Origin of the sequence: Streptomyces sp. NPDC002935 (genome assembly GCF_040611295.1) — a bacterium.
GTDB lineage: Bacteria > Actinomycetota > Actinomycetes > Streptomycetales > Streptomycetaceae > Streptomyces.
The window spans coordinates 1-20,295 of sequence record NZ_JBEXNW010000035.1 but is presented as its reverse complement, the minus strand read 5'-3'; the positions used below and the strand labels follow the sequence as shown (position 1 = coordinate 20,295).

At 71.3% G+C, this 20,295-nt stretch carries 15 protein-coding genes and 2 pseudogenes; 5 read left to right on the top strand and 12 right to left on the bottom strand.

All coding sequences use genetic code 11. The features are described from left to right. Positions 1 to 362 precede the first annotated feature (362 nt). Entirely contained in the window at positions 363 to 656 is a 294-nt protein-coding gene (locus tag ABZX90_RS34540) for a hypothetical protein (protein WP_355211590.1), read from the top strand. Continuing rightward, positions 653 to 1,402 (top strand): metallophosphoesterase, encoded by a 750-nt coding sequence (locus tag ABZX90_RS34535; protein ID WP_355211587.1) that lies wholly within the window; start codon positions 653 to 655, stop codon positions 1,400 to 1,402. Before ABZX90_RS34540 ends, ABZX90_RS34535 begins: the two co-directional genes overlap by 4 nt. Before the next feature lie 144 nt (positions 1,403 to 1,546). Here the strand turns inward: ABZX90_RS34535 and ABZX90_RS34530 are convergent, their stop codons facing one another. The 5 genes from ABZX90_RS34530 to ABZX90_RS34510 form a co-directional block, all read right to left on the bottom strand. Then, positions 1,547 to 4,252, bottom strand: coding sequence for an FAD/NAD(P)-binding protein (locus tag ABZX90_RS34530; protein WP_355211584.1), 2,706 nt, complete (start codon positions 4,250 to 4,252; stop codon positions 1,547 to 1,549). Between the two features lie 27 nt (positions 4,253 to 4,279). Further along, positions 4,280 to 5,617 (bottom strand): GTP-binding protein, encoded by a 1,338-nt coding sequence (locus tag ABZX90_RS34525; protein ID WP_355211581.1) that lies wholly within the window; start codon positions 5,615 to 5,617, stop codon positions 4,280 to 4,282. A gap of 2 nt (positions 5,618 to 5,619) precedes the next feature. After that, positions 5,620 to 6,558 (bottom strand): sulfate adenylyltransferase subunit CysD, encoded by a 939-nt coding sequence (cysD, locus tag ABZX90_RS34520; RefSeq protein WP_351125653.1) that lies wholly within the window; start codon positions 6,556 to 6,558, stop codon positions 5,620 to 5,622. After that, the gene (gene cysC, locus ABZX90_RS34515) at positions 6,555 to 7,115 is read right to left on the bottom strand and encodes an adenylyl-sulfate kinase (RefSeq protein ID WP_355211726.1); all 561 of its coding nucleotides are present in this window, start codon (positions 7,113 to 7,115) and stop codon (positions 6,555 to 6,557) included. Before cysC ends, cysD begins: the two co-directional genes overlap by 4 nt. Positions 7,116 to 7,288: 173 nt before the next feature. Beyond that, entirely contained in the window at positions 7,289 to 8,065 is a 777-nt protein-coding gene (locus ABZX90_RS34510) for an alpha/beta hydrolase (RefSeq protein WP_351125650.1), read from the bottom strand. Positions 8,066 to 8,385: 320 nt separating this feature from the next. On the opposite strand from ABZX90_RS34510, the gene ABZX90_RS34505 reads away from it, so the two are divergent. Then, positions 8,386 to 9,522 (top strand): Fic family protein, encoded by a 1,137-nt coding sequence (locus ABZX90_RS34505; RefSeq protein WP_355211577.1) that lies wholly within the window; start codon positions 8,386 to 8,388, stop codon positions 9,520 to 9,522. Positions 9,523 to 9,621: 99 nt separating this feature from the next. Here the strand turns inward: ABZX90_RS34505 and ABZX90_RS34500 are convergent, their stop codons facing one another. From ABZX90_RS34500 to ABZX90_RS34480, 5 genes and pseudogenes are all read right to left on the bottom strand, one after another. Beyond that, positions 9,622 to 9,969, bottom strand: coding sequence for an ATP-binding cassette domain-containing protein (locus tag ABZX90_RS34500; protein ID WP_355211723.1), 348 nt, complete (start codon positions 9,967 to 9,969; stop codon positions 9,622 to 9,624). A 78-nt stretch (positions 9,970 to 10,047) separates the two neighbouring features. Continuing rightward, positions 10,048 to 12,687 (bottom strand): class III lanthionine synthetase LanKC, encoded by a 2,640-nt coding sequence (gene lanKC / locus ABZX90_RS34495; protein ID WP_355211574.1) that lies wholly within the window; start codon positions 12,685 to 12,687, stop codon positions 10,048 to 10,050. Positions 12,688 to 13,668: 981 nt separating this feature from the next. Next, positions 13,669 to 13,821: pseudogene (locus ABZX90_RS34490) on the bottom strand (IS5/IS1182 family transposase); the annotation flags it as partial. 330 nt (positions 13,822 to 14,151) lie between these two features. Continuing rightward, complete coding sequence (locus ABZX90_RS34485; RefSeq protein WP_355211571.1) at positions 14,152 to 15,216, bottom strand: CU044_5270 family protein; 1,065 nt, start codon at positions 15,214 to 15,216, stop codon at positions 14,152 to 14,154. After that, entirely contained in the window at positions 15,213 to 15,857 is a 645-nt protein-coding gene (locus ABZX90_RS34480; RefSeq protein ID WP_351125638.1) for an RNA polymerase sigma factor, read from the bottom strand. The genes ABZX90_RS34485 and ABZX90_RS34480 overlap by 4 nt, the downstream gene beginning before the upstream one ends. A 329-nt stretch (positions 15,858 to 16,186) precedes the next feature. Between ABZX90_RS34480 and ABZX90_RS34475 the strand changes: the two are divergent. Together ABZX90_RS34475 and ABZX90_RS34470 are read left to right on the top strand one after the other, a co-directional pair. Next, positions 16,187 to 17,028, top strand: a pseudogene (locus ABZX90_RS34475) (IS5 family transposase). Positions 17,029 to 17,446: 418 nt separating this feature from the next. Then, positions 17,447 to 17,983: a 2'-5' RNA ligase family protein gene (locus tag ABZX90_RS34470; RefSeq protein ID WP_351125635.1), complete on the top strand. Its 537-nt coding sequence runs from the start codon at positions 17,447 to 17,449 to the stop codon at positions 17,981 to 17,983. A 120-nt stretch (positions 17,984 to 18,103) separates the two neighbouring features. Here the strand turns inward: ABZX90_RS34470 and ABZX90_RS34465 are convergent, their stop codons facing one another. Together ABZX90_RS34465 and ABZX90_RS34460 are read right to left on the bottom strand one after the other, a co-directional pair. Next, positions 18,104 to 18,670 (bottom strand): hypothetical protein, encoded by a 567-nt coding sequence (locus ABZX90_RS34465; protein WP_355211567.1) that lies wholly within the window; start codon positions 18,668 to 18,670, stop codon positions 18,104 to 18,106. A 62-nt stretch (positions 18,671 to 18,732) separates the two neighbouring features. Next, positions 18,733 to 19,638 carry a hypothetical protein gene (locus ABZX90_RS34460; protein WP_355211564.1) on the bottom strand — a complete coding sequence of 302 codons (906 nt, stop codon included), beginning with the start codon at positions 19,636 to 19,638 and terminating at the stop codon, positions 18,733 to 18,735. Positions 19,639 to 20,295 lie beyond the last annotated feature (657 nt).

Below are 20,295 nucleotides of genomic sequence, written 5' to 3'. Positions count from 1 at the left end.
TATGGGATTCCGTAATTCGTCCACTCGGGGGGCGGATACATGGCATTCCACGCGAACCCCATCCACATCAGGCCCTCGCCGAGGCTCTTCCCTATGGATCTCATGGCGGACCTGCGCCTCGCCCGCATGCCAGTCTCCACTTCGCCGGAAAACCATCTGCTGCCACCATGGGTGGCCCTCCTCAAGAGGAAACAGGCGACGCGTCGCATACCACTGGAAGGAATGTGAAGTTCCGCTCGCGCCGTTCTCGAACGGCACCCCGGGAAATACGGGCGGCCGCATCGCGCGACGGCACGGACAGACGCCATGGCACGGGCGGAGCACTAGGGTTGTCGCGGGAGGCCCTATATGAGGTGCTGGGAGTGACGCCGTCGGCGGAGCAGGCCACGCGTCGACGCCGGGCGATCGCGGCCCACGACCACCCGGCGCGCTTCGCGCCCGCCCCGGCCCGCAAGGACGTCGGCCCCGTCGCCGACGCGGTCCGTGCGGCCGGCCCCGTCGCCGACGCGGTCGGTGAGGCCGGGCTCGGCCCCGGCCTGACCGCTGCGTCCCGGGACCGGCTCACCGACGCCGAGCGCGCGGGCCACGCCGGCCAGGACCACCCGGCCGTCCTCGGTCACATCCCGCACGCCACGGCGAAAGGACCCCAGCGTTGATCGTGATCGCCCACCTCAGCGACCCCCACATCGACAGCGGACAGCGCAGCTTCGAGCGCACCCGGGCTGTCATGGACTACCTCGAAGACCTCCCCGGCGACCTGGACGCGGTCCTGGTCACCGGAGACATCGCCGACCACGCCCTGCCCGCCGAGTACGAGCGGGCCCGCACCCTGCTGACCTCCAGGCACCCGGTCATGATCTGCCCCGGCAACCACGACGACCGCGCGGCGTTCCGGGAGTTCCTGCTGGGCCGGCCCCCATCGGGGGCACCGGTCAACCAGGTGCACCGCACCGCCGACTTCGTCATCGCGCTGTGCGACTCCTCGGTGCCGGGCAAGAACGAGGGCTACCTCGAGGACGAGACCCTGGCGTGGCTGGAGGACGTCCTGGCGCAGACCGAGGCGCCCGTCCTGGTCGGTTTCCACCACCCGCCGGCCCTGCTGCACGCCCCCTTCGTCGACGGCATCCGCCAGTTCGGAGCAGAGCGACTTGCCGCACTGACGGACCGCCACCCCCACCTCGCGGCCTTCCTGTGCGGGCACGCCCACACCGCGGCGGCGACCATCTTCGCCGGACGCCCCCTGCTGGTGGCACCGGGAGTGGTCTCCACGCTCCGGCTCCCCTGGGAACGCCGCGCCCACCCCGAGGACCACGTCCACCTCGACCAGCCACCCGCACTCGCCTTCCACGTCCTGGACGACGAGGGACGGCTCACCACGCACTACCGGAGCGTCAACACCTGATCCCGCGGCCACGGACCGGGGACCGCACAGACCGCGCCCGCGGTGAGGGCCTGGGGCGAGGATCTGGGGCGAGGGCCTGGGGCGAGGCCTCCTCACCCGCCGGGGCGACGCCCGGCCCTGTCGCCGGGGCGACGCCCGGCCAACTCACCGGGCCGACAGGGCCGTTGCCCGGCCGCGGGCCGCGGGCGGGCCGCCCACCGCGTTCAGCCTCCGGCGGTCGAGCGGCGAGGGGCGACGCTCCAGCCGGGCCGTGAGCAGCTCGGCCGCCCGCCCGTACGCGCCGCCCGAGATCAGGGCGTGCAGCAGGGTCTCCTCCACCACCTCGTGCTGAGCCTTGCTGGCACCCACCCGGGCGACCAGCGGCAGCAACGGCCCCAGCCGCAGCACCGCTTCGTGCCAGTGCCGGCGGACCACGGACGCAAGCGCGTCGCACAACGGCGCGATCACCCGCGAGAACACCTCCCGGCCGTCCGCCAGCGCATGCGCCCGCAGCCGCCCCAGCCCCGAAAGATCGCCGGCCGCGGCGAACGCCAGCGCGGCGTGCAGCGCGGCGAACCCCGTCGCGGGCGCCTCCAGCCAGTCCCGGGGAGCCGCCTCCAGCAGCTCGGCGAGCGGCAGCCCCCCGCTCCAACTGCCCGTCATCCGCGCCCGCCACAGCAAAGAGGCCGAGTCGACCAGCAGCCGCCCCCCGCTGACCTGCGAGGCGACCAGTTCCCGGTCGTAGCGGCGCAGCAGCGCCCCACGGTCCTCCAAGGTCAGCTCGTGCAGCGCGGCATGCCAGGACAGATGGGAACGGTGGCTCGCCCCGGCCCCGTGGCAGTCCAGCCACTCATCCAGCCAGGCCAGACCGGCACGGTGCTCACCGGTCTCGTAGAAGACGTGCGCCCGGGCATGAACGGCATGGCCGGCCGCGGGATGCGCCGCCAGCGCCTGCACGGCCAGTGCGTCGGCCTCCTGCCAGCGCTCCTGCTCCTGGCGGACGAAGGCCAGCTGCCCCAGATACCACCAGTCCTGCCCGTAGATGCCGGACAGCCCCTCGATCAGCGCCCAGGCCTCCTCGGCGCCGGTGACACCGTTGAAGGAGACGGTCGGCACCGCCGCACTCACCACCAGCGCGTCGCGCGGATGGGCGGCGATATGGCCCAGCAGCGCCGCCTTGCCCTGCTCCTCGGTGCCGCACAGACGCGCCGCCACCGCCGCCACCATGCTGCGCTCACGCTCGTCCGCCCGGCGGGACGCGGCCCGGCGGGCCGCCGCGAGCGCCACGGACGCGTCCGCGGCGCCCCCGCACTCGTGGCCGAGCAGCGCCAGCGTCGCATGACCGACCGCGAACCCCGGATCGACGCCGACCGCCTCGTTCAGCAGCGCCCCCGCGCCGGCCCGGCCCGCCAGAATCCGCTCCAGCGCCCGCCCGTACAGCTTTGCCGCCTCGGCGCCCGTGCTCAGCCTCAGGCCGTAGCGGTCCCGCGGCCCGGACACCCGGCGGCCGGCGAGCGCCGCCAGCACACCGCTCGCGACCTGCGCGGCCTGCGCGCGGATCTCCGGGATCGCCGTGGTCTCCAGCAGGTTCCCGCGCCGCGCGGCCCCGATCGTCCACAGCCGCAGCGCCGCGCGGCCGGCCGCCGGCACCAGCCGCCCGTCGCCCGACGTGTCGAACCCCAGGCCGGCGGGACCGGTCGTCGCATAACCGCGGTCCAGCACGCACCGCACCAGCGGATCGCCCGTGCGCCGCATGTCGGTCTGCGCCCCGGTGCAGTTGACGACCGCGCCGACCCGCAGCGTCCGTCCGTCGCTCAGCCGCACCACCACCACGCCGTGGTGCGGCACCGCGTAGACCACCTCCGCCGCGCCGGTCCGCAGCCGGCCCGCGGCCCGCAGCGCACGGAGCGTGGCCGCCGTCCTCGGCGCGATGCGGTGCCGGTGCACCTCCCAGGCCCGCAGATCCTCGGTGAGGAAGCGCGCCCGGTCGGCCGCCGACAACTGCTGCCACAGCGCCGCCGTCACCCCGCGCAGCCCGTCCATGCCGGGCCGCCAGTCGCCGCAGGCGCGCCGGCTCGCGGCCAGGTGCCGGCGCACGTCGCGGCGCAGGGTGTCCAGACCGCGTGAGGCGTCCAGGCCCGGCGGCTCGGCGGGCGGGGAGGGATCGGCCAGATGCTCCTGGGGAACGAGCCCGTGCCGGGAGACCGCGTGCACCACCCGGTCCGGGCGGGCCAGCGTGACGGCCAGATCGGCCATGGTCAGCCCCGTGCCGACCAGCAGCAGGTCCTGCGCCCCGGCCAGGTGGTCCAGTGCGCCCGGCGCCCAGGGATCGGCGACGAAGTGCCCCGAGGCCCGCAGTTCGGTGCCGGCCCAGTCCTGGCCCGGGGCGAAGTTGCCCAGCGCGAACACCGCCGCGTCCACCCGCAGTTCGCCCCCGCCCGCGAGCCGCAGCGCCGTCCCGGAGCCCTGCTCGCGGACGGCGACGACCCGCTCCCGCACCCGGTGCAGCCGCCCCAGCGCGCATTCCCGGACGGTGTGCTGGAGCACCTCGGCCAGATATTGCCCGTACTCCTGGCGGGGCACGAAATCACCGGGACCGGCGTCAGGACGCCGGCCGGTGAGCCAGCGCAGGAAGTGCCCGGGATCGTCGGGGAAGGCGCTCATCTTGCCGGCCGGCACATTCAGCAGATGGCGCGGATCGGCTGTTCCGTAGGCGACACCGGGGCCGGCCGCCTCGGCCGGGTCGACCAGCCATATCTCGACCGCCCGACGGGCCTTCTCGGCCTGGCGCAGCAGCTGAACCACCGTCAGCGTCCCTGCCGCACCGGCTCCCACGACGGCGATGCGGCGCGAGGCGGAACTCCAGTTCATTGATCTCACTCCCTGATGCGTTCGGCTTCAGCGGGCATCGGGCCCCGTCCCCTCACGTCGCGGGCCCTGGCCGGTGCCCGCGGTCGCGAAGGCCTCGCCCGCCATGCCGGCGGTGAGGGTCGTGCCCTCGGCCGGGTCGATCAGCAGGAACGAGCCGGTGCGGCGGTTGGCGGCGTAGGAATCGAGCGCCAGCGGTTCGGCGGTGCGCAGCACCACATGGCCGATGTCGTTGACCTTCAAGGACGTGGCACCGCGGCGCTGTCGGAGCGTGTCGATGTCGATCCGGTACGAGATGTCCTTGACCACCGCGCGGACCGTGCGGGTGGTGTGCTTGAGCAGCACCGTCGCGCCGACCCGCAGCTCTTGCTCGCTGAGATGGCAGACGTACGCCGCGACGTCCCGGGTGAGCCGCGGGGCCGGGCCCCGGGCCGCGATCAGGTCGCCGCGCGAGACGTCGAGGTCGTCGGCGAGGCGGACGGTCACCGACTGCGGCGCCCAGGCGATCTCCCGTTCCTCGCCGAGCACGTCGATGCCCGCGACCGTGCTGGTGCGCCCGGACGGCAGTACCGTCACCCGGTCCCCGACCCGCAGCACTCCGGACGCCAACTGGCCCGCGTAGCCGCGGTAGTCGTGATGCTCCACGCCCTGGGGGCGGATCACGTACTGGACCGGGAAGCGTGCCGCGTCCCGGCTCGGGTCGCTGCCGACCGGGACGCTCTCCAGGTGCTCCAGCAGGGTCGGGCCTCCGTACCAGGCCATCCGGGCGGAGGGCTCGACGACGTTGTCTCCGGCCAGTGCGGAGACCGGGATCACCACGACGCCCCCGACGCCCAGCGAGGCGGCGTAGGAGGTGAACTCGGCGGCGATGGCGGCGAAGACGGACTCCTCGTATCCGACGAGGTCCATCTTGTTGACGGCCAGCACCACATGGGGGACGCGCAGCAGTGCGGCGACGGCGACATGGCGGCGGGTCTGCTCCACCACGCCGTTGCGGGCGTCGACCAGGACGACGGCGAGTTCGGCGGTGGAGGCGCCGGTGACCATGTTGCGGGTGTACTGCACGTGCCCGGGGGTGTCGGCGAGGACGAACCGGCGCCGGGCGGTGGCGAAGTAGCGGTAGGCGACGTCGATGGTGATGCCCTGCTCGCGCTCGGCGCGCAGGCCGTCGGTCAGCAGCGCCAGATCGGGGGCGTCCTGCCCGCGGTTCGCCGAGGCGCGCTCGACGGCCTCCAGCTGGTCGGCCAGTACCGACCTGGAGTCGTGCAGCAGCCGGCCGACCAGGGTCGACTTGCCGTCGTCGACGGATCCGGCGGTGGCGAAGCGCAGCAGTGAGGTGGCGGCGGCCCGGTGGGCGGCGGTGGTCATGGCTAGAAGTACCCCTCGCGCTTGCGGTCTTCCATGGCGGCCTCGGAGAGCCGGTCGTCGGCGCGGGTCGCGCCGCGTTCGGTGAGAGGGCTGGCGGCGATCTCGGCGATGATCTCCGCGTTCGTGGCGGCCTCGGAGTCGATCGCGCCGGTGCAGGACATGTCGCCCACCGTCCGGTAGCGGACCAGCCGCCACGCGGAGCGCTCGGGCCCGCGGGGGCCGCCCCACTCGCCGGCGGCCAGCCACATGCCGCCCCGGCTGAACACCTGGCGCTTGTGGGCGTAGTAGATCTCCGGCAGCGCGATGTCCTCGCGCTCGATGTACTGCCACACGTCCAGCTCGGTCCAGTTGGACAGCGGGAAGACCCGCACATGCTCGCCGGGCGCGTGCCGGCCGTTGTACAGCGACCACAGCTCGGGGCGCTGGCGGCGCGGGTCCCAGGCACCGAACTCGTCGCGCACCGAGAAGACGCGCTCCTTGGCCCGGGCCTTCTCCTCGTCACGGCGGCCCCCGCCGAACACCGCGTCGAAACGGTGCGACTCGATGGCGTCCAGCAGCGGCACCGTCTGCAGCGGGTTACGGGTGCCGTCCGGGCGCTCACGCAGCCTGCCGTCGTCGATGAAGTCCTGGACGCGGGCCACATGCAGCCGCAGACCGTGCTCGGCGACCACCCGGTCGCGGTGCTCGATGACCTCGGGGAAGTTGTGCCCGGTGTCGACGTGCAGCAGCACGAAGGGCACCGGCGCGGGCGCGAAGGCCTTGAGCGCCAGGTGCAGCATGACGATGGAGTCCTTGCCGCCGGAGAACAGGATCACCGGCCGCTCGAACTCACCGGCCACCTCACGGAAGATGTGCGCCGCCTCCGCCTCCAGCGCGTCCAGATGCGACAGCGCGAAGGCGTCCTTGGGCACCTCGACCACAGGCTGGTTCGCGGGCATCATGCAAGACCCCTCTCGGCCAGGAAGGCGTGCAGCTCGTCGGCGGACTCGGCCACCGACCGGCTCTGCGTGCGAACACGGAACTCCGGCTCCACCGGAGCCTCGTACGGGTCGTCCACACCGGTCAGACCCGAGATCTCACCCGCGGCCTGCCGCGCGTACAGGCCCTTCACGTCCCGCTCGCGGCACAGCCCGACCGGCGTGGCCACATGGACCTCCAGGAACGTCGTGCCCCCGGCGGCATGCCCCTCACGGACGGCGGCACGGGAGAAGGCGTACGGCGCGATGACCGGCGCCAGCACCAGCACGCCGTGGGAGGCCAGCTTCTGCGCCACGAACCCGATCCGGGTCACGTTGGTGTGCCGGTCCTGACGGGTGAACCCCAGCCCCTGGGACAGGAAGGCGCGGATCTCGTCACCGTCGAGGACCTCGACCCGGCGCCCCTGCGCGCGCAGCCGTCCGGCCAGCGCACGGGCCAGGGTGCTCTTGCCCGCGCTGGGCAGCCCGGTCAGCCACACCGTGGCACCGCGCTCACCCGTACCGGCCGCGGAGCGGGTCACCGCGGTGCCCCCGGCGGCGGAGGCGTCAGCTGTGGTCACGTGATGCTCTCCCGAAGTGAGTTGACGATCTGTCAGAAACGAGTGACCGGCCCCGGATTGCCCGCCCCGCCTCGCCCCACCCCGCCCGGTCCGCGTGAACTCCCGTGCCGGGACGGCGGGGCGCCGCAGCCTCTTCAGGAGGTGGCGAACTCGGCCAGGGCCCGGCCCAGGACGTCCATGTCGATCCGGTGCCAGGAACCGGGCAGTTCGAGCCCCCGGCCCTCGGGCAGGGCCGCCGCGGTCGCCTGCGCCGCGGCACGCAGCCAGTCGCTGGTGTGGTCGCTGTTGAGGACCAGGGCCGGCGTCCGGTACCCGGCGAGCCGGTCGGCCGGGACGCTGTGGTCGCCGCAGATCGCGGTGTCGTAGACGAGGGTGTGGGCGTTCGCCTCGTTCACCGCCCAGATCGGGCCCCGGCGCCACTCCGCGACGGTGTCGGGCGTGAGCCCCAGGAAGCTGCCGAGGAAGTACTCCACCGCCTCCTCGCGCCGGTCCTCCTCCAGCAGCACCCGCAGCGTCTTGGTGATGTTCCACGGCGGCTTGGGGAATTGGCCGACGCGGAAGAACGGCTCGTGCAGCGCCAGCCTCGTGATCGGTACGCCGCCGAGGGCCGCCTCGAGCGCGAGGTTGGCGCCCGTGGACCCGGCGAACACCACGGCCGAGCCGCCGGCTTCCTGGATCACCGCCTCCAGGTCCTCGACCTCCCGCTGGACGGCGTACGCGGGGGAGTCGCCGCTCTGGCCGCGCCCCCGGCGGTCGTAGACGTAGGTGGTGCAGTGCGGCGCCAGTTCGGGAACGAGCGCGTCGAAGATCGTGTGATCGCGGAACGCGCCGTTGAGGAGCACGATCGGCGGGCCCTCACCCGTTTTCTCGTAAGCGATCGTCGTGCCGTCCCGGGAAACGACTTTGCGCATCACGCACTCCTCACGCCGAACGGAGGTGCTCTCACCTCACCGCATGCCGGAAATTTTCGAGCGCCGCGGTGGACCACCGGTCGAGAACCGGTCGCGGGAGTCATGACCTTCGGGGGAGCGGGCGGGCTTCGACGGCCCGGCGGACGGTAGTTCGGACGGCGCCGGTCGGGCTGGGGGCGATGAGCCTCGTCCGTGCCGCCCGCGCTGTGGATTCGGCGTTCGGCGGCGTGAGGTGGGGCAGCTCCACCGATGGGCCGCAGCATCCGCGCTCTGGGACCCAAGTGTTTGACGCAATGATTGCGTCATTGCATGGTTCGGTGATGCTCTTCCCTACGCCGGATCTCACCGCGACGGATCGCCAGGTCCTCGACCAGATCGACCTGATGCGCGAGACCCTGTGGCACAGCGTGCGCACCTCATCCACGAAGTGGACGGCCGGCCTGCGCAAGTTCCTCACGGCGGATGCAGTGGCGGCCTCGAATTCCATCGAGGGCTTCAAGGTGGCAACTGTCGACGTCGAGGACCTCATGGAAGGTGAGAGTGAGGTCGACATCTCGGAGGAGAACCGGGAGGAGACCCTTGCCTGTCAGCGGATGATGACCTATATCCAGACCCTCCACGATGTTGAGGACTTCTCCTACAGCAAGGGCCTGCTCAACGGCCTGCACTGGATGCTGCAGGGGCACCGGCACAGCGTTCGCCGACCGGCAGGCCAGTGGCGCAAGGGCCCCGTCTACGTCAACGACGCCCGCGATCCCAGCATCGCCGCCTACACCGCCCCCGATGCCGGGCTCGTCCCCGATCTGATGCAGGAACTCGTCGACTGGCTCAACGAGAACGACGATACGCACGCCCTGGTGCGGGCCGCGATGGCCCACCTGCACCTGGTCTCCATCGACCCCTGGGCCGACGGCAACGGCCGTATGTCCCGCTCCCTGCAAACCCTCATGATCGCCCGGGAGTCGGTTCTCGCGCCCGAGTTCTCCTCCATCGAAAGCTGGCTGGGACGACCGGGCAACACCTGGGAGTACTACCGCGAACTCAATGACCGGGGCAGCCACTATCAACCCGATCAAGACGTTGCCGGCTGGATCCGTTTCAACCTCACCGCCTACCACCAGCAGGCTCAGACCGTCCAGGGCCGCCTTGCCCGCTCGGGCCGTGTCTGGAACGCCCTCGCCGACTTCGCCGGCCGCACCGGCCTCGACGAACGCACCATCACAGCGCTCCATGACGTCGCCATGGCCGGACGCGTACGCCGTGCCCGCTACCAGCACGCCGAAGCCCTCAGCCTCCAGCAGGCTCAACGCGACCTGCGCGACCTCACAACCGCCGACATTCTCCAGCCCGTCGGCCGTACCCGGGCCCGCTACTACACCGCAGGCCGGCAGTTCCCCCAGGACGCCATCGACATCGCACAGACGCCTATGACCCTGACGCACCCCTACCGTTCCTGACGGGGTGGCGCATCCCGGATCCGGCCGGCGGGCCGGCCGGATCACTGGTCTGCCGAGGTAGGGGAGGCCGGTGCGGCCGGCTGCCCGGGCCGGCCGTATTCAGCGTCCGGCGACCGCCTGGCCGGCGACCGCCTGGCCGGCGACCAGTTGCTGGTAGGGGGCGCAGCGGGCGAGGAGGGCGGGGTGGTCGCCGGTGTGGACGACGGCGCCTTCGTTCAGCATCATCACGTGGTGGGCGTGCTGGACGGTGGAGAGGCGGTGCGCGACGACGATGACGGCGCGTGTTTCCGCGAGGGTCTCCACGACGGTGCGGAACCGCTGCTCGTTGAGGCCGTCGAGCTGGCTGGTGGGTTCGTCCAGCAGGACGATGTCGGCGTCGGAGAGCAACGCGCGCGCCAGCGCCATGCGTTGTCTCTGTCCGCCGGACAGGTCCGACTCCCGGCCCAGGAGTGTGTCGAGGCCCTGGGGGAGGCGGGCGATGTCCTCGGTGAGCCGGCCCGGGGTGGCAGGCGTGGCCGGGGGTGGTCAGGCGTGGCCGACGGGGGCCGCCGGCAGGGGGCCGGGGCCACCGGTCCAGGGGAGGAAGGCGGTGCCGGCCAGCGCGGTGCCCAGGGCCAGCAGTACGCCGGCGGAGCCGGTCGCCAGATCCGCCGAGAGCCGCAGCAACTGGTCTCCGGGGAAGGCGAGATGGCCCTGGTAGGAGATCTGGTGGAGCGACAGCAGCCTGCGGTGCCGGTCCAGCGCGATCTGGCAGTGGTCGGCTGCGCCTGGCAAGTCCGCGGAGTCCGGGGGGTTTTGGACGTGCGGGTGCGGGTGCGGGCGGGTCAGGGCCAGATAGCCGAGCAGTCCCGCGCGGCCGTTGAACAGGCCCGGCTGGATGATGAACTCGGGTTCGGCCGCGCGGCGGATCGGCGTCTCGTATCCGGCGCAGGGACTGTCGGGACGGTGGGCGAGCAGGGCGCTCAGGGCCAGTCCGATGCCGGCGCTGCCGGTCTCGACGTAGGGGAGCATCCGGTAGGCGTCGACGACCTGGACCGTGCCGTCCGCCGCGGTCACACACCGGTCGAGGTCCAGTCCGAGCAGTGTCTCGGCCTGGTCGAGCAGGGCGTGGTCCCCGGTGTGCTCGTAGAGGCGGACCAGGGTGAGCGCCGCACCGGAGGCCCCGCCGAGCAGGCCGGCCTTGCGGCCCCCGCCGCCGGGGCCCGCCTTCTCCAGTTCGTCGGCCGCGGCCCGCGCATGGGCGAGGGAGGACACCAGCAGCCGGGGATCACCGGTGGCGGCGGCGAAGTGCAGCAGGGCCAGGGCGATGCCGGCGCCGCCGGACGCCAGGTCCGGGCCCGGAAGGATGTCCGGGGCGGCGGCGAGCCGGTGCAGCAGTTCGAGCGCGGCTTCCCGTTCCCCGAGCAGGTCGAGCGTGTAGGCCACACCGTGGCCGCCGGAGTAGAGACCGGGCAGGGCCGGGCGGCTTCGCGCGGCGTCGGCGAGCCACCGCACGTGCTCGGCGTCCGTGCCGGCACCGGTGACGTGCAGGGCGTAGAGAACACCCGCCGCTCCGTGGGCCAGGCCCAGGCCGCCCCGGGTGAACAGGGCGACGTCACCGGGGAAGAGCCGGTCGGCGCGCTCGGGGGTGGCCATCGCCCGGATACCGGCCGCGAGCGAGTCGCGGATGCCCGGCCAGTTCGCCTGCGGCCCGGTCAGCAGGGCCGTGGTCTCGGCCCTGCGCAGGCCCAGCTCGGGCCGGGGGGTGCGGCCGTCCGAGGCCGAAGGGGCCAGCAGACGGCGGATCTCTGCCGTAAATCCCGGGGGCACGGGGAAGCGGCGCTCGATGACCTCGGCGAGCTCGCCGGCCTTGCCCGCGTCCAGGGCCGGCAACTGCGCCAGCGGCAGGAACAGCCACAGCCGGATCGCGGCCAGCCCGTATCGGTCGATCTCGGGCCCGGTGTACCCCGCCGGCGCGGTGAACCCCGCGGCGCCCAGCGCGGGACGGACGAAGTCGTCGACACGGCTGGCGAGTTCGAAGTCGATGAAACAGATGTCGCCGTCCGGCCGGACGATCAGGTTGCGCGGGTGGAGGTCCCCGAACACGACCCCGTGGGCGTGCATCGCCCCCAGGATCCGCTCGATCCGCTCCACGACGGCGACCGCGTCACGGGTGTACTGGGCCACCACGGCGTCGTCGGCGTCCGGATGGATCAGCGGGTAGTGCGCGGTCAGCCACTGGCTCAGGGACTGCCCCTCGACGAACTCCTGCACCAGGAAACGGTGTTCCCAGACGGTCAGCAGCCCATGCACGGCGGGGACACCGGGCAGGCCGGCCAGCTGGGCCATCATGTCGTGCTCCTGTTGCAGCCGGGTGACGGCGTCGACCCCGCGCTGGTCCAGCCCCGCATGGGCGCGCGCCTCCTTCAGCACCACCTGCGGACCCCCGGTGTCCTTGCGCGCCACATAGACGCCGCCCGCGTTGGAGAAGTGCAGGACACGCTCCACGGTGTAGGGCAGCCCGGGCTCCTGGGGCGCGGTCCGCTCGGCGACGGCCGGTGCCACGAAGGCGGGCACGGGCGCCCAGTCGGGGACCGAGAAGCCGGCGCCGCGCACGTCGGGAACCAGCCGGCCCTCCGGGTCCTCCAGGGCCAGCACCCGCTCGCCGGCGTCGTTGTGGCAGTGCCGCTCGGCGAATCCCCCGTAGCGCAGATAGAGCGGACCTTCCCCCCAGCGCAGATCGCTGAGGATGTACGGTCCCCGCCGTCCGGCCAGCAGCCGGCCCAGCCCGTCCAGGCACCGCTGCAACTCGGCGTCGCCCACGGGGTAGAGCGTGCAGAACTTCCCGCTCGACCCGCGCGGGGAGTACTCGGAGTTCTGCATCTGCAGGATCGGCAGCCCGCGCAGGAACTTGAACGTGATGTGCTCCCGCAGGCAGTAGGCGTAGACCTGCTCGAGGACCGCCTCGGCGTCCTCCGCGCACGAGGACACGTGGATCTTCCAGCCCTGCGAGGGCAGTTGCACGTCCACCGGGCGTACCACCGCCCAGATCTCCAGGTCGCCGCGCTCCCATCCCGCGGGCAGCGGCCGGCTGACGGCCGCGAACTCCTCGTGTGCGCCCCACCGTCGCGGCGAGTCGTAGAAGATCGGGTCTGCGTAGGCGTAGGCCTCGTACCGGTTGTCCATCGGACTTCTCCTCAGGGCAGGGGCATGTGCAGGTGAGACAGCGAAGAGAGCTGGAGAGAGCGGGATCTGCCCCGGCCCGGGAGACGGCGGGAGCCGGGTGCGCATCATCGGTGGAGGCCGTAATCCCTGACAGGGATGTGACACTCGAAGTATTGGGAAAGCGACACTTCATCCACAACGGCGCGAGAGAAGGCTTTTCTGAAGATATTCACCCCGGCGCGGCGACGGGACTGCGGATCCTCGACAGCGCCAAGGCGCACACCGGATCACCGAACCACCCCGGCGCGCCGCGCACCGGCCGGCACGGACGGCACCGCCACATTCCGGCCGGGCCCGTGACCGGGACGTTCGCCAGGGCCGGGCCGCACCGACAGCCCCGGAACACCTGGGCCCTCAGGCGCGCCGAAGACGGCACCGGCCCGGCGCCGGGCGCGACGGCGGCCGACCGGGTGAGGCATATGCCCCCGGACGATCCATTAGTCATACCGGCACGGAAGATGCGACCGGCCCCGCCACCGGCCGTCCCGACCCGTCAGCGAGCCTTCCGCGAGCCCGACAGCGGGCTGCCGAACAACGATTTCCCGCCCGGGTCCCGCCGCCCGGGCCCCCGCAACGGGTTGCAGATTCACCGGGTTCCTCCGAGGATGCCTCGGCCTTCAGGCCGGGGTGGGGGTACCTCCCGCTTGCGGGGGAGAATCGGGTTCCTGCGGAGCAGGGCAGGAAACGGGATTTCGCCTCCAGGGCGAAACACCGTCCACCTGATGTGGGTAGGTTGCGTGCCGTGCGGTGCGAGAACCGAGCGCGCGCACCGTGCTGATCGAGAGCCAGGACAGCACATGCGCCTCCAAGCTTTGCTGTATCGAACCGGGCTGGTTTCGACCCGGCTGGTGTTGATCGCGGAAGACCTGTCGGGTCGCTGACCCGCAGGCAGCGTGAGCCAGGAATCCCCCTGCTTTAGAGCTCGCACAGATAGGTGTGGGGTCATGGTCGCCGGGTGGAGCGGTCGAGCCAGCGATGGGTAGGCCAGGCGCGGCGGATAGGGCTACGCACGGTGATGATGGCGTCAGCGATGTCAAAGAAGGCGTTGATGACGCTGGTCTGGCATTCGTAGCATCGGGCGAGCCAGTGGAAAGAACCGCACGCTTGAAGTGGCCGGGACTAGAAACGGAGCATCGGCCACCGCGCCAGTCCCCGACTCTGCTTACCCGGGGCGCCGGTGGTGGCCGTTCACTGAGCGGTTCGGAGTACGAGCAGGCCGCCCACGACTCGGCGGGCGGCCTGCTTCCCTCGTAGCGTTGTGCTGCCTGCCGTCAGCTCCGGCCGGCTGTGCGGCGCCTGCGTGCGATGGACACTGCGCCAGTGCCGACCAGCCGCGACCGCGAGACCGACACCCGCAACGACGGGAGTGCTGCTCGATGTGGTCGCGTGGCACCATATGCACTGCCCAGCGGGGCGATCGCGTTCTCACGCACGGGTGCCTTGCGCGCCGGGGCGCTGCTTCTGGGCGTCGACGACGGCCCGCTCCAGCACGGCGGTGGATTGGATGACCGTGCCGGGCTTGATGCCGTAGGCCTGCTTGACCTGGACAGCGCGGCTGCCGAGATAGGCGTACGTCTTGCGGTCGAAGATCCATTCGGTGCGATCGCCGCTCTTCTGGTCGACGTGGGCCAGGGCGATGCCCTCGCGTCCCGCGGCGTCCTTGGCGTGGTCCACCACCACAACCCCGGGGATCTTGGCGGCGGCCCGGTACAGCGCTGCGTTCAGCTTCGCCGGTGCGAGCTGCTCCCTGAGCAGGTCGCCGACCGTGGCGAATGCCTCCTGGTCGGGGGAGTTCCCCTGGCCCTTGGTCTCCTTGTAGATCTTCTTCAGCAGGGCGTCCGGGTCGGTGGGCAGCGTCTTGAGGTAGTCGTAGGAGGGGCCGCCCAAGCTGCTCTCGACGTCGCTGTCGAGGGTGATGCCGCCCTTGGGCTTGTAGCCGGGCTCGTCCAGCCAGCCCTGCTTGCCATCGGGGGAATTCCAGACCTCACGGATATGCAGGGGCTGGACCAAGGCCTTGGACTCGTCTGCGTCGGTGTGCGAGACGACGAGGTAGGAGACCTTGCTCTTGATGTAGATGTACTGGCCCGGGCCGGGTTCGGGCGTCTTGCGGGCCGAGGCGGCGGCGGCGATGTGCTCGACGGTGGAGGCGAGCTGGGCGGTGCTGCCGGGCTCGATGCGCACGACCGGCGCTTCGACCGGGGGCGGGGTGGCCGCGGCCGGGCCGCTGCCCCCGGAACCGGTCAGCGCGGTGAAGGCGAAGGCGCCGGCCAGGGCGGCGGCGGTGACCGGGACACCGATCAGCAGGACACGGCGTGCCGGGCGGCGGGACGGCGCAGGGGCGGGTGCGGCGGGCTGGATCTCGCTCATCAGGTGCTCCTCGAGAAGCAGGTGACGGTCGAGCGACAGGTGCGGGTCTCCCGGCGCCGGCAGCAACCGGGCCAGTTCCGCGTGGTCCAGCGACTCCTCACGCCGAGACTTCTTGCGGATCATTCGGACCTCTCCTCGTACGACTCATGTGACCGGGCCGCGGAAGTGCGGCCGCCCTGTACTTGTCCGTTGCGCGGTAGCGGTTCCGTGCGTTTCCTCAGTTCTTCGTCGGCCAGTTTGCTCAGCCGTCTGCGGGCGCGGGACAGGCGGGAGCGCACGGTGCCGACCGGGACGCCGAGCACGGCCGCCGTCTCCGCGTAGCTGAGCCCGGACCACACACAGAGTGTGAAGACCTCGCGCTCGCTCCGGCGCAGCTTCTTCAGCGCCCGCTGGGCGGCAGCCAGCTGGTCGGCATCGGCTATGCGGCCGACGAGTTCGTCGGCGAAGTCCGGGACCGTTTCCTTGGCCGGCAGGCGTTCCAGGGCCCGCTGGTGGCGGCGCGCAGCGCGGGTGGTGTTGCGCAGTACGTTCACGGCGATGCCCATCAGCCAGGGGCGCGGGCTGTCGCCCTCGTCCCGCAGCTTGGCGCGCAGCCGCCATGCCTCCAAGAAGGTCAGCGAGACGATGTCCTCGGCGACGGTCCAGTCCCCGGTCACGCGCACCGCGTGCCGGTGGACCAGTCGGGCGTGGTCACGGAAGAGCTCGCGGAACGCCTCGGGGTCGCCTGCCCGTATCCGGGTGTGCAATGAGTAGTCCACGTCCATCCTTGTCCACGCGGCAGGGCAGGTTCCCGTGGCGTGCGTCACACGGTTCGCAGACATGGGGCTCCGCGGCCGACTCGCGCATCGCGTTCACCGTCTCCGTGAGCTGAGCGACATCTCGGGCAGCAGCCAGTACTGGGCGGCACGGCAGTTGAGCAGCAGGGCAAATGGCGTTGTCAGGTTGAGTGGAGGTCTTGTCTGTCCATCCCCTCGAACTGTGGAGATCTTCTAGGAACTCGCGTAGGTAAGCGCGTTGGGGTATCTCGGTAGCAGAACAGAGACAGGACCTGGTGATCATGGAGTTGCGACGCTCTGTGATCACCAGGAGACCTATGCCTACCCTGCCGTCATGGCTGACTGAACCCCTCTGGGACCAATTCACGGCACTGCTGCCGCAGCGGCCGGTCTACGATCCGGCCCACCCGCTTGGCTGCCACCGCCCGCGGATCAGCGACCGGATCGTCTTCGACAAACTGCTCCAACTCCTGCGCTTCGGCTGCTCCTATCAGGCAATCGCCGACACGACGTGCTCGGCCACCACGATCCGCAACCGCCGCGACGAATGGATCCGGCTCGGCATCTTCACCCAGTTCCAGCGCATCGCCCTGGAGTCCTACGGCCGCATCGTAGGTCTCGTCCTGGACCAGATTGCCATCGACGGGTCGATCACCAAAGCACCCGGAGGCGGAGAAGCCGCCGGACGCTCACCGGTCGACCGCGGCAAACAAGGGCTCAAACGCTCAGGAATGACGGACGGTTACGGAATTCACTCGGCCGCGTACTGGCCGGAGCGAACTGCCACGACTCTCCCCTGCTTGTCCCCACCCTGGACCTGCTGCACGACCTCGGCCCGCTGCCCGACGACATCACCGTGCACCTGGACTCGGGCTACGACTTGGGCAAGACCCGTACCATCCTCGACCAACGCGGGCTGAAAGGCCGGATCGCGCACAAGGGCGAAAAGGCCCCGGTCCAGGCCACCCAGCGCTGGCACATAGAGCGCACGCACGCCTGGCAAAACGCCTTCCGCCGGCTCGCGCGATGCTACGAACGCCGGGCCAGTGTCATCAACGCCTTCTTTGACTTGGCTGACGCCATCATCACCGTGCGTAGCCTTATCCGCCGCGCCTGGCCTACCCACCGCTGGCACGACCGCTCCATCCGGCGACCATGACCCCACGCCTATCTGTGCGAGCTCTTAGCTGGGGGAGGATTCAAAGCCGCCACCGCACCACGGGACCCACCCAGGACCACGGGACCCCACCCCCGGCGAACGCAGCGACCCGGGGCCGACTCGTGGGCGAGCTGGACGGTGAGCAACTCATGCTCTGGCTCGGTGAGTTCGCCGCGGCCGGCGGGGAAGTTGCCTCCACCGACGCCGACTCCCGGCCCGGCGCACGCTTCACCGGCAACGCTGCACGTTCTGGCAGACCTCGGACGGTTCAGCGACGGGCCCGGTAAACACCGCTGCCGTCACGGGACTTCACCATGTGCCCCCGCCTGCGCAAGGGCCTTGTGATTGATCGAGCGCAGGTCGGACCGTTCGGGTCGAATCGGTCGCCGCCCCCTGGAGCCGCTGATAGACATGTGCGGTGACGGGCGACGACTCCAGCGGGTTTCAGGCAGGGCAGTCGGGACTGATCGTGAGGGTCCCTGAGGCGGAACCTGCTGTACGAGCGTGGCGTGAGCGACTGGACCCTTCGGCCCGCGCGGGGATGCCGGCCCACGTGACCGTGCTCTTCCCGTTTCTCGACGCGGGCCGCATCGACGGCGACGCCTGTGCTGCCATCGGCGAGGTGATCGGACGCCACCGGTCCTTCGAGGCCCGGTTCGACCACTGCGGCCGGTTCCCCGGGATCGTGTACCTCGCTCCCGAACCCGGTGCATCGTTCCGCCGGCTCACCGAGGCGATCGTGGACCGGTGGCCCGAGACCCCGCCGTTCGGCGGGCAGTTCGACGACATCGTTCCGCATCTGACCATCGTCCAGGGGCAGGACGACGCTGTCCTGGACGAGGTCGAGGCCGACCTTCGCAGCCGGCCTCCCGTCGTTACCCGAGTGGCGTCGGTCGACCTCCTGGTCCACGACGGGACCCGGTGGCAGGAGCGGGCGTCGTTCAAGCTCCCCTGATATCCCTGCCGGTGTTGATTCCCCCGCCGACGGACCGCGATCCGGACAGGGCTGCCGACTGGCCACCCGCTCCGATCAGCCTTGCCAGGGTCTGCGTCCGCATGCTCGCCCCCTACGGCGTCATGACGGGCTTGTGGGCTGCTGGATCTGTGCGATGTGCCTGCGGAGGAGCCGGCCGGGCTCAGGGAGCGGATCCCCCCGCATGAAGGCGGACAAGGCCTCGATGGCCTCCAGAGTCCCGGCAAGGCACCTGCTGATGTGGGTGCGATGCTCCGGGTCTGTCATCTCGCGCGCCTCGTCCCGCCCGATCACCAGGGTCTCGGTGATCAGTCCGGCGGCGTCCGTGATCCGGGACTGAACCTCTCTCGCGTTCGGCATCAGCCTGACTGCCAGTTCGGCGTCGTCGATGAAAGCCCGCGCGATGGGGCGCCAGGGCTGCCGCTCTTCAGACACGGGCCTCAGCTTGCAGTCCTTCAAGTGCCTGCGAAGGGCGTACAGCTCGTACAGGGCCTTCTCGCCTGCGGCTCTTCCGCGCTCCTCCAAGAGGCCGGCTCGGGCTGCTTCCTGCTGCTCCCGCGTCACCGTCGCCTGGTGCCGCTGCTGGAGCCACCCGCCCAGGAGCGCTCCTCCGGCGCCTACTACGGCACCGCCGAAACCGATGAGCGCCACCGACGTCTCGGCTTCCACTCTGCCCCCATCAACTCGACGTGTCAGCGCGGGGTGGCACGGCCGCCCCGGGCCGTCGCCGGTCACTCGGACCGGAGGTTCTCCAGTGTCGAGCGGGTGTCGGTCTTCACCCACCGTGAAACCTCGCCGATCTCGGGCGGAGTGGCTGTCTCGTAGGAGGACGTGTAGACGCTCCAGCTCATCTGGTACGTCATCCAGCCGTCGCGCACCGCGAGGATCACCGCCCGGCTGCCGCTGGTTCCCGAGCCGGACGTGGTGTCCTCGGTGACGAGGTAGGCCTCGTCGCCGAAACCGGACACCTTCTCCACCTCGTAGTCCTCGTAACGCTGGTGGTACTCGGACCACACAGCGGTGAACTCGGGGGAGGGGTCGGTCGTCTTGTGCAGATCCATCTGCACCGAGAGGTACGCGTCGGAGTAGGAGGAACTGGAGGATTTCTTCAGGGAGATGCTGCAGTAACTTTCATCGATGGCCTTGTGCTTCAGCGAGTTGTGCGTGGGGGCGTTGTCCTCCTCGGCGTACTCGGTCCTCAAAGCGGTGTAGTCGACCGAGGAACAGAGATTGGCCCTGGCCCGGTATCCCGCAAGATCCGGGTCGTCGCCGAGCGGGCCGAGAAGGAAGACCCCGCCGGCCCACAGCGCGGAGGCGACCACCGCACCGACCGCCGCCCACAGCACCGCGCGCCCCGCCGTGCCCCTGCCGCCGGACGGCGGGGGAAAACCCGGCGGCTGCCCGTACGCGTACGGCTGGGCCGGAGGATAGACGGGAGGAGGCCCGTAGCTGTTCGCCGGCACCGGCCCCGTGTACGGGCCCGGGGCGGGTTCGGGTCTGGGCAGCGGCGACGGCTGGTGATGCGCCTGCGACTGGTTTGGGGGAGCGGGCACGGGCGGGGGCGGAGCGGTGGAGCCGGGCGGAGGTGACGCCTGCGTCGGGGGCTGCGCCGGGACGTCCTCGGGCCGATCCTGCATCCTGTGCTCCTTCTCCGAAGTCGTCGGGCGTGCGGTCAAGGTGGCGGAACGGACGCCGGGCCCGACGTCGGCCGTCCCTCGCCGGACACGACCGTGAACCGGTCGGGCAGGGTGGCGGCGTCTGGGGGTGGCGCGGTCGCAGTGGAGCCACGGGCCGGCGGGACAGGGAACCGATCCGGCGGCCGGCCGCCGTGAGCAGACTTTCGGGGCCGTACGACGGAACCGGGATGCCCATGCCACTCCACGTGAAATGCCTCAACAGGCCGATTCTAGGGGGAAGTTCAACAGAAGTGACCTTGCCGCATCGACCGTTGCACAGCGGTTGATCCCGCCGGAAACAGTCCGGTCCCGGGGCTCGCTCCCGTAGGAGGGCCGCTCGCGATCCCGCCTCGCCTCGGGCGGCGGACGGCTCCCGTCCTGCCGGTGCTGCGCGCGGGCGGTGTCCGATCCGCTGCTGGATGTCGCTGTGAGGCGGCCCGGCACGGATGTCCGCGTCGCCTCCGCCGTCTTCCGCCCGAGCGGACCGTGTTGCAGGTGGCGGCCCGGTGGGCTGCCTCTGTTGCACGAGAAGCCCGCGCTCATGACGTACTCCCCCTCCAGATGTCCGTGAACCGGTCGAGCAGTGCGGCGGCCGCCGTCACGTCGTCCGTGAGCGGC

Coding starts and splice junctions, on each gene's coding strand:
- ABZX90_RS34530 (WP_355211584.1), bottom strand. CDS start 4,252: ATGAACTGGAGTTCCGCCTCGCGCCGCATCGCCGTCGTGGGAGCCGGT.
- ABZX90_RS34525 (WP_355211581.1), bottom strand. CDS start 5,617: ATGACCACCGCCGCCCACCGGGCCGCCGCCACCTCACTGCTGCGCTTC.
- cysD (WP_351125653.1), bottom strand. CDS start 6,558: ATGATGCCCGCGAACCAGCCTGTGGTCGAGGTGCCCAAGGACGCCTTC.
- ABZX90_RS34510 (WP_351125650.1), bottom strand. CDS start 8,065: ATGCGCAAAGTCGTTTCCCGGGACGGCACGACGATCGCTTACGAGAAA.
- ABZX90_RS34505 (WP_355211577.1), top strand. CDS start 8,386: ATGCTCTTCCCTACGCCGGATCTCACCGCGACGGATCGCCAGGTCCTC.
- lanKC (WP_355211574.1), bottom strand. CDS start 12,687: ATGGACAACCGGTACGAGGCCTACGCCTACGCAGACCCGATCTTCTAC.
- ABZX90_RS34485 (WP_355211571.1), bottom strand. CDS start 15,216: ATGATCCGCAAGAAGTCTCGGCGTGAGGAGTCGCTGGACCACGCGGAA.
- ABZX90_RS34480 (WP_351125638.1), bottom strand. CDS start 15,857: ATGGACGTGGACTACTCATTGCACACCCGGATACGGGCAGGCGACCCC.
- ABZX90_RS34460 (WP_355211564.1), bottom strand. CDS start 19,638: ATGCAGGATCGGCCCGAGGACGTCCCGGCGCAGCCCCCGACGCAGGCG.